The sequence below is a fragment of the Salinicola acroporae genome (assembly GCF_003206615.1).
Classification (GTDB): Bacteria; Pseudomonadota; Gammaproteobacteria; order Pseudomonadales; family Halomonadaceae; genus Salinicola; species Salinicola acroporae.
The window spans coordinates 254,410-269,757 of record NZ_PZJW01000012.1; the positions used below are offsets into that span (position 1 = coordinate 254,410).

14 protein-coding genes are annotated in these 15,348 nt (G+C 63.8%); 6 read left to right on the plus strand and 8 right to left on the minus strand.

The annotated features are described in order from the left end of the window. Nucleotides 1–70: 70 nt before the first annotated feature. Entirely contained in the window at nt 71–1,687 is a 1,617-nt protein-coding gene (locus tag DOM54_RS17740) for a methyl-accepting chemotaxis protein (protein ID WP_162619911.1), read from the plus strand. Between the two features lie 79 nt (nt 1,688–1,766). Here DOM54_RS17740 and DOM54_RS17745 read toward each other — a convergent pair whose 3' ends face one another. Continuing rightward, nucleotides 1,767–3,230 carry a catalase gene (locus tag DOM54_RS17745; RefSeq protein WP_110598686.1) on the minus strand — a complete coding sequence of 488 codons (1,464 nt, stop codon included), beginning with the start codon at nt 3,228–3,230 and terminating at the stop codon, nt 1,767–1,769. A 421-nt stretch (nt 3,231–3,651) separates the two neighbouring features. Between DOM54_RS17745 and DOM54_RS17750 the strand changes: the two genes are divergently transcribed. Genes DOM54_RS17750 through cyoD form a run of 3 tightly spaced genes read left to right on the plus strand, consistent with a single transcriptional unit; the run spans nt 3,652 to nt 5,368 of the window. Beyond that, nucleotides 3,652–4,404, plus strand: coding sequence for a heme-copper oxidase family protein (locus DOM54_RS17750; protein WP_110717602.1), 753 nt, complete (start codon nt 3,652–3,654; stop codon nt 4,402–4,404). After that, nucleotides 4,401–5,024, plus strand: coding sequence for a cytochrome c oxidase subunit 3 (locus DOM54_RS17755; RefSeq protein ID WP_110717603.1), 624 nt, complete (start codon nt 4,401–4,403; stop codon nt 5,022–5,024). Before DOM54_RS17750 ends, DOM54_RS17755 begins: the two co-directional genes overlap by 4 nt. Then, nucleotides 5,021–5,368 (plus strand): cytochrome o ubiquinol oxidase subunit IV, encoded by a 348-nt coding sequence (cyoD, locus tag DOM54_RS17760; RefSeq protein ID WP_110717604.1) that lies wholly within the window; start codon nt 5,021–5,023, stop codon nt 5,366–5,368. Before DOM54_RS17755 ends, cyoD begins: the two co-directional genes overlap by 4 nt. Nucleotides 5,369–5,390: 22 nt before the next feature. On the opposite strand, the gene DOM54_RS17765 is transcribed toward cyoD, so the two are convergent. Continuing rightward, a complete protein-coding gene (locus DOM54_RS17765) occupies nt 5,391–6,344 on the minus strand; it encodes an AraC family transcriptional regulator (protein WP_110717605.1) in 954 nt (317 codons plus the stop codon). A gap of 183 nt (nt 6,345–6,527) precedes the next feature. Here DOM54_RS17765 and DOM54_RS17770 point away from each other — a divergent pair, with 183 nt between their 5' ends. Continuing rightward, entirely contained in the window at nt 6,528–7,595 is a 1,068-nt protein-coding gene (locus DOM54_RS17770) for an aldo/keto reductase (protein ID WP_110717606.1), read from the plus strand. 50 nt (nt 7,596–7,645) lie between these two features. Here the strand turns inward: DOM54_RS17770 and DOM54_RS17775 are convergent, their stop codons facing one another. Further along, nucleotides 7,646–8,050 carry a transcriptional regulator gene (locus DOM54_RS17775; RefSeq protein WP_276309692.1) on the minus strand — a complete coding sequence of 135 codons (405 nt, stop codon included), beginning with the start codon at nt 8,048–8,050 and terminating at the stop codon, nt 7,646–7,648. A gap of 205 nt (nt 8,051–8,255) precedes the next feature. Between DOM54_RS17775 and DOM54_RS17780 the strand changes: the two genes are divergently transcribed. Then, on the plus strand, nt 8,256–10,046 hold the full coding sequence (locus DOM54_RS17780) for a sensor domain-containing phosphodiesterase (RefSeq protein ID WP_110717608.1): 1,791 nt from the start codon (nt 8,256–8,258) through the stop codon (nt 10,044–10,046). A 45-nt stretch (nt 10,047–10,091) separates the two neighbouring features. Here the strand turns inward: DOM54_RS17780 and DOM54_RS17785 are convergent, their stop codons facing one another. From DOM54_RS17785 to DOM54_RS17805, 5 genes are all read right to left on the minus strand, one after another. After that, nucleotides 10,092–10,982: a putative RNA methyltransferase gene (locus DOM54_RS17785; RefSeq protein WP_110717609.1), complete on the minus strand. Its 891-nt coding sequence runs from the start codon at nt 10,980–10,982 to the stop codon at nt 10,092–10,094. A 64-nt stretch (nt 10,983–11,046) separates the two neighbouring features. Beyond that, nucleotides 11,047–12,195 carry an N-methyl-L-tryptophan oxidase gene (gene solA, locus DOM54_RS17790; RefSeq protein WP_162619912.1) on the minus strand — a complete coding sequence of 383 codons (1,149 nt, stop codon included), beginning with the start codon at nt 12,193–12,195 and terminating at the stop codon, nt 11,047–11,049. 28 nt (nt 12,196–12,223) lie between these two features. Then, nucleotides 12,224–13,471 (minus strand): dicarboxylate/amino acid:cation symporter, encoded by a 1,248-nt coding sequence (locus DOM54_RS17795; protein WP_110717611.1) that lies wholly within the window; start codon nt 13,469–13,471, stop codon nt 12,224–12,226. Nucleotides 13,472–13,585: 114 nt separating this feature from the next. Beyond that, complete coding sequence (yghU, locus tag DOM54_RS17800; RefSeq protein ID WP_110717612.1) at nt 13,586–14,446, minus strand: glutathione-dependent disulfide-bond oxidoreductase; 861 nt, start codon at nt 14,444–14,446, stop codon at nt 13,586–13,588. A 409-nt stretch (nt 14,447–14,855) separates the two neighbouring features. Further along, nucleotides 14,856–15,314 (minus strand): DUF417 family protein, encoded by a 459-nt coding sequence (locus DOM54_RS17805; RefSeq protein WP_110717613.1) that lies wholly within the window; start codon nt 15,312–15,314, stop codon nt 14,856–14,858. Between the last annotated feature and the right edge of the window lie 34 nt (nt 15,315–15,348).

Sequence of the window (15,348 nt, forward strand, 5' to 3'; positions counted from 1 at the left end):
ATACACCTCACGCAGCGACTCCATGCCGCGTGCGACCTATCTAGAGGCGTATCCATTCGGGGGAACGAACATGAGAAGTGCGCTACACAGCGTCAAAGCCCGGCTAATCCTGGCGTTGGGCCTGATCATCCTGCTGCTGGTCCTGATCGGGGTACAGGGCATCGTCAGTAATCGCCAGACCCAGCAGGCCATGCAGACCATCGTCGAGGACAACACCCAGACGATGATAACGCTCGCCTCGGTCAGAGCCGCGGTCGCCGATAATCGCACTATCTTCGCCAAGATCGGCGGCGCCACGCCCACCCCGGCACAGCGTGAGACAATCGCCGAGAACCGCCAGCGCGCCGACGAAGCCTGGGGGCACTACTACCCGGAGCTTGCCACCACCGAGATCGAGCAGCAGCTGTCGCGCGAATACCTCGATACCCTGGCCAAGCTGCGCCGGCTGGTCGACAGCGGGGCCGATGAAACCGAGGTCGACGCGACCTACACCGCTATCTACAAGGTCGTGACCGAACTCTATCGGCTGGCGCGGGAGACCACGTTGACCGAGTACGAGAAAAGCGTGGCGGATTACCGCACCAGCCTTTACGTGGTCTTCGCGGCCATCGGCGTGAGCCTGCTGCTGGCCATCACCATCGGCTGGTGGTTGGCCCGCGGCATCCTGCGCCCGTTGAAGGAGGCCACCGAGTTCTCCACCGCGCTTGCCGGAGGCAACCTGGGCGAGCGTCTCGATACCCGCTACCGCGACGAGTTCGGGCGCCTGCTCGATGCCATGGCAACCATGCGTGACAAACTCACCGGTGTCATCCGCGAGGTCGCGAACAATGCCCGAAACGTCGAATCGATCTCCGCGGAACTGGCCGCCGGCAACGAGAACCTGAGCCAGCGCACCCAGGAACAGGCCGCCAGCCTTCAGGAGACCGCGGCGGCGCTGGAACAGATCACCAATACGGTCAAGCAGAACGCCGACAACGCCTCCCAGGCCGACACTCTCGCCGGACAGGTCAGTACCCAGGCCAAGCAGGGCGGAGAAGTGGTCAACGAAGCGATCAGCGCGATGCAGGAGATCGACAACTCCAGCAAGCAGATCGCCAACATCATCGGCCTGATCGACGAGATCGCCTTCCAGACCAATCTGCTGGCGCTCAACGCCTCGGTCGAGGCTGCCCGTGCCGGCGAGCAGGGCCGGGGCTTCGCGGTGGTGGCCCAGGAGGTACGTCAGCTGGCGAGCCGCAGCGCCGACGCCGCCGGCGAGATCAAGCAGCTGGTGTCGGAGAGTGCGCAACGGGTATCGCGAGGCTCGGAACTGGTCAACCGCTCCGGGGAGACGCTGGCCGAGATCGTCAGCAACGTGGAGAGGGTGACGGATCTGGTCTCGGAGATCGCCGTGGCGAGTCGCGAGCAGTCCACCGGCATCCAGCAGATCAACCTCGCGGTCGGCGAGATGGACAGCGTCACCCAGCAGAATGCGTCGCTGGTCGAGGAGTCCACCAGCGTGACCGGCAACCTGCAGGGCCAGGCGGAGCGACTGGCTCGCGAGGTCGGGTTCTTCCGTGGCTATGACGCCTCGCAGCCAGTGCAACACAACCTCGCGCCGCTGCCGGTAGCCACCACGCGGGCCAATGCCCCGCGCCAGGCCAAACGTCTGGAGACGGCGGAGGCTGATGAGTGGTCAAGCTTCTGACGCGCCAATAACCAGACGAGGCCCCGCTCACCAGTGGTGAGCGGGGCCTCTTGGTCGTGCCACGTGCCAGGTATCGGCGTTACTTGCCGCGATTGGCCTTCACACCCTCCTCGATGCGCTTGCCGATCGTGGCATCGATGTTGTGCCAGTATTCGAACACCCGGGACAGCACCGGCTCCTCGACGCCGCCGGAGACGTGACCGACGACGTTGTTGACCAGGCGATCACGGGCGGCATCATCCATCACCTTGTTGACCAGATCGTTGGCCTGGCTGAAATCGTCATCCGCCGGACGCAGGGTGTAGGCGGTGCGAACGAATTCACCATCGGCCTGCCACACCGCGTCTTCCGGATAGCGCTCGGGGTCGGCCTTGGAGCCGCCTTTGCTGTTCGGCGCGTAGACCGGGTCGCTGGCGTTGTGCATACGCATCGCGCCGCCCTTGCTGTAGCTGTTGACCGGTGACTTGGGCGAGTTGACCGGAATGTGCTTGTAGTTGACCCCCAGGCGGGCACGGTGCGCATCGGCGTAGGAGATCGAACGCGCCAGCAGCATCTTGTCCGGCGACAGCCCGGTGCCCGGCACCATGTTGTTGGGCTCGAAGGCGGCCTGCTCGATCTGGGTATGGAAATCCTCCGGATTGCGATCCAACGTCATCTTGCCCACTTCCATCAGCGGGTAGTCATCGTGGGGCCAGACCTTGGTCAGGTCGAAGGGATTGAGGCGATAGGTCTTGGCATCCTCGAACGGCATGATCTGGACCTGCAGCGTCCAGGTCGGGTAGTCGCCGCGCTTGATCGCCTCGAACAGGTCACGTCGGTGGTAGTCGGCATCACTGCCGGCCATCTGGTCGGCCTGCTCCTGGGTCATGCACTTGATGCCCTGGTCGGTCTTGAAGTGATACTTGACCCAGAAGCGCTCGCCTTGGGCGTTGACCCACATATAAGTGTGGCTGGAGTAGCCGTTCATGTGGCGCCAGGTGGCGGGAACGCCACGATCCCCCATCAACCACGTCACCTGGTGCGCGGACTCCGGTGCCATGGTCCAGAAGTCCCACTGCATGTCGTGATCGCGCAGCCCGTTGTCGGCGCGACGCTTCTGGGAGTGGATGAAATGCTGGAACTTCATCGGATCGCGTACGAAGAAGACGGGGGTGTTGTTACCCACCATGTCGAAGTTGCCTTCTTCGGTGTAGAACTTCAGGGCGAAACCGCGAGGATCCCGCCAGGTATCGGGGCTTCCCGATTCGCCGGCCACCGTCGAGAACCGCGCGACCATCTCGGTCTTCTTGCCCGGTTGAAGGAACTTGGCCTTGGTATATCGGCTGACATCCTGGGTGACTTCGAAATGGCCGAAAGCCCCGCCCCCCTTGGCATGCGGCTGGCGATCCGGAATCATCTCGCGGTTGAAGGCCGCCATCTGCTCCATCAGGTAGTGATCGTGCAGCACGATCGGACCGTCGGGGCCTACCGATAGTGCGTTTTCCTCACTCGCTACCGGGATGCCGGCATCCGTGGTCGTCGGTTTGCGGTTGTCGCTAGTCACGATGATCTCTCCCTAATTCAACGCTGCAGGACGATGATCGACCTGCACGAATAACTCCTGCGGCGATGCCCTCCGCGGGCGGTCGCGACGAGTCGATAGCCACGAGGCCATGCAGACTCGGTTGTCAGGTTCGCGACACGATTGCCTGAATGCTGTCCACCAGAACCGCTCGAGACTCGAGCGCGGGAAGTTGGCCCAAGCAGGACGTCCGCCCGATCCGGGCGCACCACAATTTATAGAGTGAACCCCGGGCCCTGTCCAACCGCTGGAAACCGACCTTCGGCCAATGGGGCGGCCATGGCGAATGGGCTCTCTTCGTGCGATTTCAGCGGTTATCTGTCGAGCCCGCTAACGGCGAGGGCTTCACGATAGACAAAGACTTGCTGGAACACCCTCCCGATAGCTACAGGCAATACCACCCATGCTCAAATTTCATCGCGATCGTCAGGAAAATCCTCCACCTAGACAGCGCTGGGGCCAGCGCGCAGCGTTCTGCTGGATCGTCGGCTTCATGCTCGCCTTCTTTCCGCTCTATGCGCTTGGCTTGCTCGGCATGCCGCGGCGCTCGGCGGCATTCTTCGAGCCCGCCTATCTGCCGTGGACGATGGCCGCCATGGTCGGGGCGGTGGTCATCCTCGTCGCCATGCTCTGCCTGCTGATCCAGCTCTGGATCAGCGTCCGCGACCGCCATGCCAATCGCGTGCCCGGTGGCGACCCGTGGGACGGCCGCAGCCTCGAATGGTCGGTCTCGTCGCCACCGCCCGAATACAACTTCCCGGTCATTCCCGAGGTCCACAGCCGCGACGCCTACATGCGCCAGAAGGAGACCGGCGGCGGCGCGCACCCACGACCCGACGACTACGGAGACATCGAGATGCCCGCCAACAGCGCCATGGGGCCGATCTTCGCCATCACCGGCTTCCTGCTGGCGTTCGGGCTGACCTGGTATCAGTGGTGGCTGATCGTGGCGGCAGGAGTGGCGTCGCTGATCGCTCTGATCGCCCGCGGCTATGTGCGTGATACCACGCGCTTGATTCCGGCAGCCGAGGTCCGCCGGCAGCACGAAACGTGGCTCGCGACGCTGGCATCGCTCACGCCGGTCACCCGCGCCGACGAGCAGAGCGCCGCCAACCGTGGCCTGCCGGCCTCGCCCATCGAGGGAGCGGTCCAATGAGTTCGACCCCTATCAGACACCCGGGGCTCAACCTGGGGCACGCCCACGCCGAGGCCCACGAGGCGAGCGAGTCGCTGGTCTTCGGCTTCTGGGTCTTCATGATGAGCGACCTGATCATCTTCGGTCTGCTCTTCGCCACCTACGTCACCATGCTCGGCGGCACCGCCGGCGGCACCGGCCCCGGCGAGTTGTTCGAGCTCAAGAGCGCGTTCATCGAGACCTCGCTGCTGCTGGTGAGCAGCTTCACCTTCGGCATGGCGTCGCTGGCACTCAAGTACCGCACCGATCGCAAGGTGCTGGTGGGCTGGCTGGTGGTGACGCTGCTGCTAGGCCTCGCCTTTCTCGGCCACGAGTTCCACGACTTTCACAAGATGTTCTCCGAGGGCGGCGTGCCGAGTCGCAGCGGCTTTCTTTCGGCGTTCTTCGCGCTGGTGCCGCTTCACGGGCTCCACGTGACCGGCGCCTCGATCTGGCTGATCGCGCTGCTGGGACAGATCGCCGTTCACGGACTCGATACCCAGACCAAGACCGGCCTGATGCGCCTGGCGATCCTGTGGCACTTTCTCGACGTGGTCTGGATCGGGATCTTCTCACTGGTCTACCTGGGAGGGACGGCATGAGTCATCGACAGCTCAGCGACGAGGAAGCGCGGGAAAAGGCGCAGGAGCTTCGCAGCTACTGCTGGGGCTTCGGGCTCGCGGCCGTGTTGACGCTGATCCCGTTCGGCCTGGCGGCGTTCACCCAGATCGCCGCCGCGACGCTCTATTGGATCATCGGCGTCTGCGGCGTGATCCAGATCGGGGTGCACTTCCGGTTCTTTCTGCACATCACGCTGGCCAGGAACAAGCGCGAGGACCTGCAGTTGATCCTCTTCACGGTGCTGATTCTCGCCATCATGGTGGGTGGCACGCTGTGGATACTGTTCAATCTCTATTACCGCATGATGCCATCGATGATCCTCTGAGCCGTGACCCCTGGCCTGTCGGCTAGGCGCGCCAGCGCTGCCTGTCTCGCTGCGGCGGCAGGCCGAAACAGCGCCGGTACTCACGGCTGAACTGGGAGGGGCTCTCGTAGCCGACGCGCTGCGCCACCGTGGTCACCTCGAGGGTGCCTGCGAGCAGCAACCGCCGTGCCTCCTGCAGGCGCAGCTGCTTCTGGTACTGCAGGGGGCTCATCGCCGTGACCGCCTTGAAGTGATGATGAAGCGACGACACGCTCATGTGCACGTTCTCGGCGATGACGGCGATCGGCAGCGGTTCGGCGTAACGTTCCCGCAGCAGGCGAATCGCCGCCGCGACCCGCCGGGTCTGGCTATCCTGCAGCGCGATCTGGCGGAGCCGGTTGCCGTGCCCATGACGAAGCAGGCGGTAGGCGATCTCGCGCTGGATCATCGGCGCCAGCACCGGGATGTCCTGCGGCGAGTCCAGCAATCGCAGCAGACGTAGCACCGCCTCCAGTAGCGGGGCGTCGAGCCGGTTCACATAGAGCCCGCGTGCCGGTTCCGTGGCCGGATCGGGCGGCAGGTTGTCGTCATGGATCAGCTCGCCGATCAGCTCGACGTCGAGATCCAGGCGTAGACCGAGGTAAGGCGCTGCCCGGCTGGCCTGGGAAACAGCCGCCAGTACCGGCAGGTCGACCGACGAGACCAAATAGTTCATCGGGTCGTATTCGTAGATTTCCTTGCCGATCGAAAGCCGCTTGGCCCCTTGGGCAATCACGCTGAACACGGGATCGTGGACCACGTACCGTGGCGGTCGAGGCGCGCTCAACCGGTGGATCGACAGGCCGGGTATGGCGCTCGGCAACTTGCCTTCGCGACCTCGCGTCAGACGATCGAGCAAGTCGACCAGCTCCCGGCGGTAATGCACGAGCAGCCCGTTGCTCTCGACCGCCAGCCCGTTCTCATGCAGCGGCGTCAACGCATCGACTCGTTGGTTCATGGTGGCGATTCCCCTCCCGGTGACCGGTTCAGGCTATCCCATCCCGATCCCGAGAGACATGTGAAGACGTGACTCCGGCAGGTTTAGGCAAAGATCCGACCGGATCGAGCCAATCCCGTTCCTGCCGTCGGCCATACTCACTCCCATGCAAGCCCTCTCCCATCGACAATCAGGAGTGTCATCATGCGCTACCGCAATCTGGGCAATACCGGCCTGTTCGTCTCCGAGCTCTGCCTGGGCACCATGACCTTCGGCGGCAACGGCGAGATGTGGGGCCAGATCGGCGACCTGCAGCAGGCGGACGCCGACAAGCTGGTCGGTCGTTCCCTCGACGCCGGGATCAACTTCATCGACACGGCCGATGTCTACTCCCAGGGCCAGTCGGAGGTGATTACCGGGCAGGCGCTACGGAACCTCGGCGTCCCGCGTGACGATGTCGTCGTCGCCACCAAGGTCTTCGGCCCCACCGGCACCGACGACCCCTACCGCTCCACCGGCATCAACAATCGCGGCGCTTCGCGCTATCACATCATGGAGGGCGTCAAGGCGAGCCTGAAGCGCCTGCAGCTCGATCACATCGATCTCTACCAGATCCACGGCTTCGATCCCGCGACGCCGATCGAGGAGACCGTGCGCGCGCTCCACACCTTGGTCGAGCATGGCCACGTACGCTATGTCGGCGTCTCCAACTGGGCGGCCTGGCAGATCATGAAGGCGCTGGGCATCGCCCAACAGAACGGCTGGCATCGGTTCGAATCGCTACAGGCCTACTACACCCTGGCCGGGCGTGACCTCGAGCGCGAGATCGTACCGCTGCTGGAGAGCGAAAAGCTGGGGCTGATGGTCTGGAGCCCGCTGGCCGGCGGGCTGCTCAGCGGCAAGTACACGCGGGACGGAGAGGCACGGGCCGGCGACCGACGCGCCACCTTCGACTTCCCACCGGTAAACCGGGCGCGCGGCTTCGACTGCATCGACACCATGCGCGAGATCGCCGATGCCCGGGGCATTTCGGTCGCCCGAATCGCACTGGCCTGGCTCCTGCATCAGAAGGTGGTGACCAGCGTCATCGTCGGCGCCAAGCGCCTCGATCAGCTCGACGACAACATCGCCGCGACCGAGGTGCATCTCGACCCGGACGAGCTGGCCCGGTTGGACCGGATCAGCGCGCTGCCATCGGAGTACCCGGGCTGGATGCTGGAACGCCAGGGCGACTATCGCCGCCAGCAGTTGGCGGAGTCCCGGCAGCGATAACCGCACGCCGCGACGGGGCGAGAGCCGGCCGGCCCCGTCGCCGGCGCCTGTCAGGGCACCCCCTCGATATCCTCCGGCTGCAAGCCGTTGGCCCTGGCAAATGTCAGGACCACCTGGCGCAAGATCTTGCGCTGCGCGTCGTCGAGCCCACGGTAGATGCGCAATATCTCGTCCTCCTCCCCTCCCACGGGTATCACCCAGGTCGCCTGCATGGTGCCGAGAACCTGCGTGGATCGGTCACCGTAGCGCAGGACCTGTGGCTCGACGCCCAGCCAACCAGCCAGAACCTGCAGCTTGTCCTGAGAAGGTATCGAGTCGCCGCGTAACCACCTTCTCACGCCCTGGAAAGTAACAGGCGCACCCCAGTAGCGCAGATTGAACTCACGTTCCAGCACCGAGGGGCGCGGCTGGTATCCAGCGGCGGTCAGTGCGGCTTTGAGGCGTAGCGCGAACAAGCTCTTTTCGTCCATTGAATCAATTTGAACTATTTGTTCAATTTCTGTTGAACCATTGTTCAAATTTGTATTGAATTATTCATTCAAATCCTTGCCGAGTTGCGAGTAACGACCATGGCACGAGGCCATGAAGGCACTATAGAACGGTTGTTGAAGCGCCACACGGACGGCATGAAGAAGACGGCTTTCGACGAGGTGCCACACCGTGCACCGGGATCGTGACGGAACGGGGCGGCAAGACGCCCTGCGTCATTCGGGAACCATCGACACGCTCACGTCGGAGCGAATCGACCGGATACGCTGGGTTGCCAGACGGCACTATCAGGTGACGGATGCGTGGTTCCTACCGGCAAAAGGGGGCCAGTGGCACGACCTCGGCGGGCCGATGACAGCGCTCGAATTCGCCGACGCCCAGGCCTTCTGCGACCGCACCCTCCGCCATGACGCGCTGCTGGTCATCGAGGATGCCCGACGACATCCCGACTTCGCCAGCCACCCCCAGGTCGTTGGACCACCCCATCTGCGCTTCTATGCCGGCGTGCCGGTGCGGGATTCCGACGGATTGGGCATGGGCACGCTCTGCCTCGTCGACACGGCACCGATCGCCTCGCCAACGCTCGATCTCGGTATGCTCCATGTCCTCGCCACTCAAGTCGAGGACGAGCTCGGCAAGCGTCCATCGCCCCAGCCGGCTTCGAAGCCGAGCCGAGAGCATATCGACACGCTGACCGGGTTGCCGAATCGACGCCTGCTCCAGATGCTGATGGAGGCGGAACTGGCAGTCGCCCGGCAGCGCAATCACAGCCTGTCGGTGTGTCTGATCAACCTGGATGGTTTCAAGTGCATCAACGAATCGCACGGTAGCGCCATCGGCGACGAAGTACTGCAGGTCATGGCGGGGCGCTTGCGCGATGCGGTGCGGAGACAGGATCTGGTGACGCATCTGGGGGGTGACGAGTTCGCCATCATGCTACGCGACAGGCTACAGCCCGAAGCCTGCAACCGGATCCTCGACCGGATCCGCCTCCCCATCAGGACATCGACGCACGTTCACAGCCTCACGGCCAGCATGGGCGTCACCTGCTATCCCGACGACGAAGAGGATCCGGACGCACTGCTTCATCACGCCTACCAGGCCATGTACTCGGCCAAGGAGGCTGGCAAGAACGGTTATTGCCGCTTCGATCTGGAGCATCATCACTCCAGGCGCAAACGCCTGGCCGTCGCCCGCGACGTGCACCTCGCCCTGTCACGACAGCAACTGGAACTCTTCTATCAGCCCAAGATCGATTATCACGGCGACACGGTCGCCGCCTTCGAGGGATTGCTCCGTTGGCGCCTCCCGTCTGGCGATATCCTGCCCCCGGGCTGTTTTCTTCCCGCCATCGAGAACAGCTGGCTCGATATCGAGGTGGGCAAGTACGTCATCGATACCGCGCTGAGGGATCTCGACCGAATCCTGCAGCGCGGACTCCCCTATTCGATCAGCATCAACGTCAATCCCTCCAGCCTTCTCGACAGCGGCTTCATCGACTATCTGCACCAAGCCCTGGCGCGTCATGACCGGGACCTGGCGGGAAGACTCACGCTGGAGATTCTGGAAAGCACCTCGCCCCCGGAAGAGCTCGACACCATCGTCTCCAACATTCAGGCATGCCTGCGGCTCGGGCTGCAGCTGTCGCTGGACGATTTCGGCACGGGCCAATCGTCGTTGAGCTATCTGCGCACGTTCCCGACCCAGAAGATCAAGATCGACCGATCCTTTGTGATCGGCATGCTGGACAACCCCGAGGACGAAGCCATTGTCGCGGCGATCATTGGCCTCTCCAAAAGCTTCAAGCGGCGGGTCGTGGCGGAAGGGGTCGAAAATGGGGCGATCGAGGCGCGCCTCAAAAGGCTCGGCTGCGATCTGGGGCAAGGCTTCTACTACAGCCCCGCCCTCCCCTTCGAACAAGCCATGACGTGGGCCCACGACTATTCGAGACGGCGGCAGTGAGCTGCCGCTGGTGGCACGCTTCCGAGAGGTGCAGGTTCACCGTTTTCAAACACGGGCATCGGCGAGCCGAACGAACTGTGTCAGCCGGATATCGACGGTCACGCTGAGCGAGTCCAGCGCTGCCGCCCGGTCCCGGCCTTCGGCGCTGGCACGATAGAGATGCGGCGTCATTGCCAGCAGGTCGGCGATGGCCTGCGGTTCGCCCAGCGCCAGCGGAAAGCGGATCGTCTCGACCTCTCGCCGAACCAGTCCATCGGGCGCGGCCTGAGAAGGTTCCCGCTCCGGCTTCAGGCTAGGGTAGATGATCTCGCGCAACTCTCTCAGATGGTCCGGCCCGACCTCGGCCTGAATCAATATCCCCTTGGGCGCGAGCACGCGGGCGAACTGAGAATAGACGGGAAAGCCGAACAGAGAGAGCACGCAATCCAGCGTGCCATCCTGAACCGGCAGCCTGGCATTGCTCGCCACCACCCATTGACTGCCGGCTCCCTCCTGCAGCTCACGCGACATCGCACGCTCCTGCCTGGCGGCGCTCAGCACCGCCCACTTGGAGATATCCAGCCCCAGCAACGATAGCGCGGCATCCTGCTCCCTCGCCGCCTCGGCCAGGCAACGCAAGTAGTAGCCCTCCCCGCAGCCGGCATCGAGACAGCGAAGCGCGCCCTCATCGGGCTGTGCCGAGAGTGCGGCGCGGGCGACAGCATCGGCGACCGGACGATAGTGGCCGGCATTCAGGAAACGTTGCCGCGCGGCGACCATCGCCTTGCTGTCGCCGGGGTCACGCGAGCGCTTGTGCTGGACCGGCAACAGATGGGTGTAACCCTGGCGCGCCACGTCGAAGCCGTGGCCGGCATCGCAGTGCCAGGTCCCGCCCTGAAGTTGCATCGGATTGCCGTCCAGCGGGCACGCCAGCGCGGAGAAAGGAGTGGAAGACATATCGCTACCGCTTGTTCGTGGAGCCCGCCAGTCTACGCGACATCCCTCGCCGGAGGGCGGATGGTCAGGCCGAAAGCCGTGCCAGACCGAATCCCGCCAGCGCCGTTGCCGCCCTCCCCGTCAGCAGCCACTGCCCCAGCGCCTCGCCCATGGCGCTGGCGAACTTGAAGCCGTGACCGGAGAATCCGCCGGCGATGATCAGACCGGGTAGCGGCTCATCGATCAGGAAGTGCTCGTCCGGCGTGCGGATATAGTGGCAGACCGCGCCGTGCTCGAGCTTGCCGACCCCGGGCAGATAGCGGTCGATCACCTGCTGCAGTTCGGCGACGTCGTCGGGGTGGTCGCCGAACGGCGCCATAGGCGCACCAGGCGCCAGCGGCTGGCCGCTGTCGTGGCGGCCGATCTTGAAACCGGCACCATCGATAGCCGGGAAACCGTAGTAGATGCCCAGTTCATCGTCGGTCAGGCTGAATCCGGGGAAGCGCTCCGGCCGATAGCGGGCGTCCGCCTCAAACCAGGCAAAGGTCTTGCGTACCCGGGTCAACGGCAGTGCGATACCCAGCGGCGCCAATAGCGGCCCCAGATGCTGGCCGGTCGCCGCCAGTACCCGATCGGCGACGAAACGGCGGCCGTCGGCGCAACGGGCCGTGAACCCTCCGTCATCACGGGGCCTAATATCGGTTACCACCGCCCCTGTCGTCAGCGTCACCCCAGCGCGCCGCGCCACCCGTTGGCGCCAACAGGCGATGATACGCTCGACCCGCAGCACGCCGGCCCGAGACTCGAAACCGCCGCGCATCGAGTCATCGAGTTGCCACCCTGGCCAGCGCCCGGCAGCCGCCTCGCCACCGAGCAGCTCCAGCGGCAGGTCGAACTGGCTTGCACTGGCTTCGACCTGCCGGATGAACGGCGCCGAAGCCGGACCGAGGTTGAGCACCCCCGTCGGAACGAACAGCGACTCGCCAGTCTCCCGCTCCAATTCCCGCCAGCGCTCCAGCGCGCGCAGAGCCAGCGGGACATAGCCGCTGCCCTCGCCGTAAGCCAGCCGGATCAGGCGCGTCTCGCCATGATGCGCGCCCTGGTCATGAGGCGGGCTGTGGGCATCGAGCAGTTGGATCGAATCCTCTCCGACCGAGGCCAGGTAGTCGGCCGTCGCCAGCCCCATGCTGCCGGCACCGATGATCAAGATCTTGCTGTGAAAGGTCTGTGTCATGCGTCGACGAATCCCGATATTCACTGGCTTACGTGGCGGTCGTGTCGGCGGCGCGCGGGGCCCGCTCGCCTTCACTGCGCGAGATGATGGCGGTGCCCGCCAGGTCGCCGGTGACATTGAGCGCGGTACAACCCATGCCGACCAGCGCGTCGATCGAGGTCAAGAGCGCCACGGTCTCGATCGGCAATCCGACCTGGGCAAAGACCGTCGCGATCATCACGATGCCGGCGCCGGGCACCCCCGCCGTGCCGATGGAGGTGAGCGTCCCGATCAGCACGATCTCGACCATGGTCATGAAATCCAGCGGGATACCCGCCACGTTGGCGGCGAAGACCGCCGATATCGCGATCCGGATCGCCGCGCCATCCATGTTGATGGTCGCGCCCAGCGGTAGGCTGAACCCATACAGACTCTGCGAGATTCCGAGCCGGCGCGCCGCATTCAGCGTCAACGGCAAGGTGCCGGTACTGCTCTGCGTGGCGAAGGCCGTGGCCATGGGCGTCCGGGCTTCACGAAAGAAGTCCCTGAGACGCACACCGAAGGCACTCATCAATACGCCGTAGAGCAGCAGATGCACCGCCAGCGCGAGATAGAGCACCACCACCATGTTGCCCAGCGAGAGGATGGTGTCCAGGCCCTGCTTGGCCACGGTGCCGGCCACGATCGCGAAAACGCCGATCGGCACGTACTGGAGCACGCCCGACATCACCTTCATGGTCACTGCGTTCAGGCCTTCGATGACGCCATAGAGCTTCTCACCCAGCTCGCTCTGCCCGTCGCCATGGCGCATCTTCAACAGCGCGATGCCGAAGACGAAGGCGGTGAAGATGATCCCCAGCAGGTTCGGCTGCGCCAGCGCGCTGACGATATTGTCCGGCACGATGCTCAGCAGCACGCTGACGATGCCCGGATTTTCCGGCACCTCGACACTCGCGCTGTCGTCGAGCGTCATCCCCGTGCCCGGCGACATCACCGACGCCACCGCCAGGCCGACGATGATCGCCAGCGCCGAGGTCACCACGTAGTAACCGAACACCTTGCCGCCGATTCGCCCCATCCGGCCGAGATCGGCCTGATTGATACCCACGATCAGGGTAAACAGCACGATCGGCACGATCAAAAACTGCAGCAACCGCAGCAGCAGTTCACCCAGCGGCGCCAACCAGGCCGCGACGGTCTCACCACCGATCAGCCCGACCGCTACGCCCAGCACCAGGGCGATGGTCACGCGCAGAATGAGAGAGGAGTCGAGATAGCCTCGAAACAGAGTTTTCATGAATGTGCCTATGACTAGCTGTGAGAACGACGCCTGGCGAAGCGGCGTCGATGCCGCATAGCGTAACGCAAAAGCCCGACGCAAGGCCGGGCTCGGTGAAGGGGCAGCGCGATATCAGCCGCCGATCTTGTCCTGTGTCTGGGTGTCGAAGTCGCTGGCGTCGTGACGCTCGTGAAGCTGGGTTTCCGGCTCACCGAAGGTACGGTTGACCATGCGGCCGCGCTGCACGGCCGGACGCGCATCGATCTCCTTGGCCCAGCGCTGGACGTTTTCGTAGCTCTCCACGTCCAGAAACTCTGCGGCATCGTAGAGCCGACCCAACGCCAGCTGGCCGTACCAGGACCAGATCGCGATGTCGGCGATGGTGTACTCGTCGCCCGCCAGATAGCGCGTCTCGGCCAGGCGCCGGTCGAGCACGTCGAGCTGACGCTTGGCTTCCATGGTGAAGCGATCGATGGCGTATTCGATCTTCTCCGGCGCGTAAGCGTAGAAGTGACCAAACCCGCCCCCCAGATACGGGGCGCTCCCCATCTGCCAGAACAGCCAGTTCATCGTCTCGACACGCAGGGCCGGATCGCTCGGCAGGAAGGCGCCGAATTTTTCGGCCAGATGGAGCAGGATCGAACCGGATTCGAATACGCGGATCGGCTTGTCGCCACTGCGATCCATCAGTGCCGGGATCTTGGAGTTCGGATTGACCTCGACGAAACCGCTGCCGAACTGATCGCCATCGCCGATCTTGATCAGCCAGGCGTCGTATTCGGCATCCTTGCCCAGCGCCAGCAGCTCCTCCAGCAGTACGGTGACCTTGACGCCGTTGGGCGTCGCCAGCGAATAGAGCTGGAAAGGGTGCTTGCCGACCGGCAACTCCTTATCGTGGGTCGGCCCGGCGACAGGACGGTTGATGCTGGCGAACTTGCCGCCGCTCTCCTTGGGTTCCCAGACTTTGGGAGGGATATAGCCAGTGTCACTCATGAAGCTTCTCCACTCTTGGTCGATAGCGCGCGAAACGCCTGTGTGAAGAAAGGTAGCTTGTTAAGGATCGCATCGCGAGTCGTATCTTCCCGAACCACGAGCCACCGGATGAACGGGCCACGGCGAGCCACCATCTATCGAGCGCAGCCAGTGTGAAGAGTGCTAGCGTCAGTTCGTCGTTCGGGGTGAGAAAGATGCAGCGCACGTCGTGGGCGCCTTTCATGCATCGCGAAAGCCGAACGGGACGGCAACCGGGTTATCGACATTCGAGCTCCCAACCGTGGCCACACTCCTCCCTGGCTGCCCAGGTCGCCAGCGCCCGATATCCCATCGTCTCAATGTGACTGATCAATTCAACCCCAGGGCCTATTGCTGGAGGCGAGGGCTGGCTGACCCGCATTGGCACGAATCAGGCAGACTCATCACGCCTTTTCGATGCCAGCAACGCTTCGGACGACGTCCACAAGGCAGCGCCCAGGAGTGCGAGATCCTTCACGAGAAAGCCTGCAGTGACCGATTCAAGCCCGAGGTCTGGCGTCGTGAGCAGGAAACTTAGCGTACCTATCAGTGCAAACGCGGCCATCAGGCTCCCTAGCGCAGAGAGTTTTGGAAAAGGCTGCCGCAGCGCGATGAGCACGGCCGTGATCACTTCGATCACACCGATCAGATTTGAGCCTCCTCGCTGTCCGAGCCAGGCATTGACCCACGAAAAGAATGGGCTGTTCTCGGTGAGCGGTGCTATTGCAGCGGCTTCATAAGCGGTGAATTTGAACAGGCCGTAGCCGAGAAAGATCAGCACCAGACTATAGCGAAGGATGATGAGGCCGGCGGTAGCGATCAGCGGTTGTAGTTTATCAAGCGCGTTCATACGAACCTCCGTGAGCCTTTTCAGCGATGACACG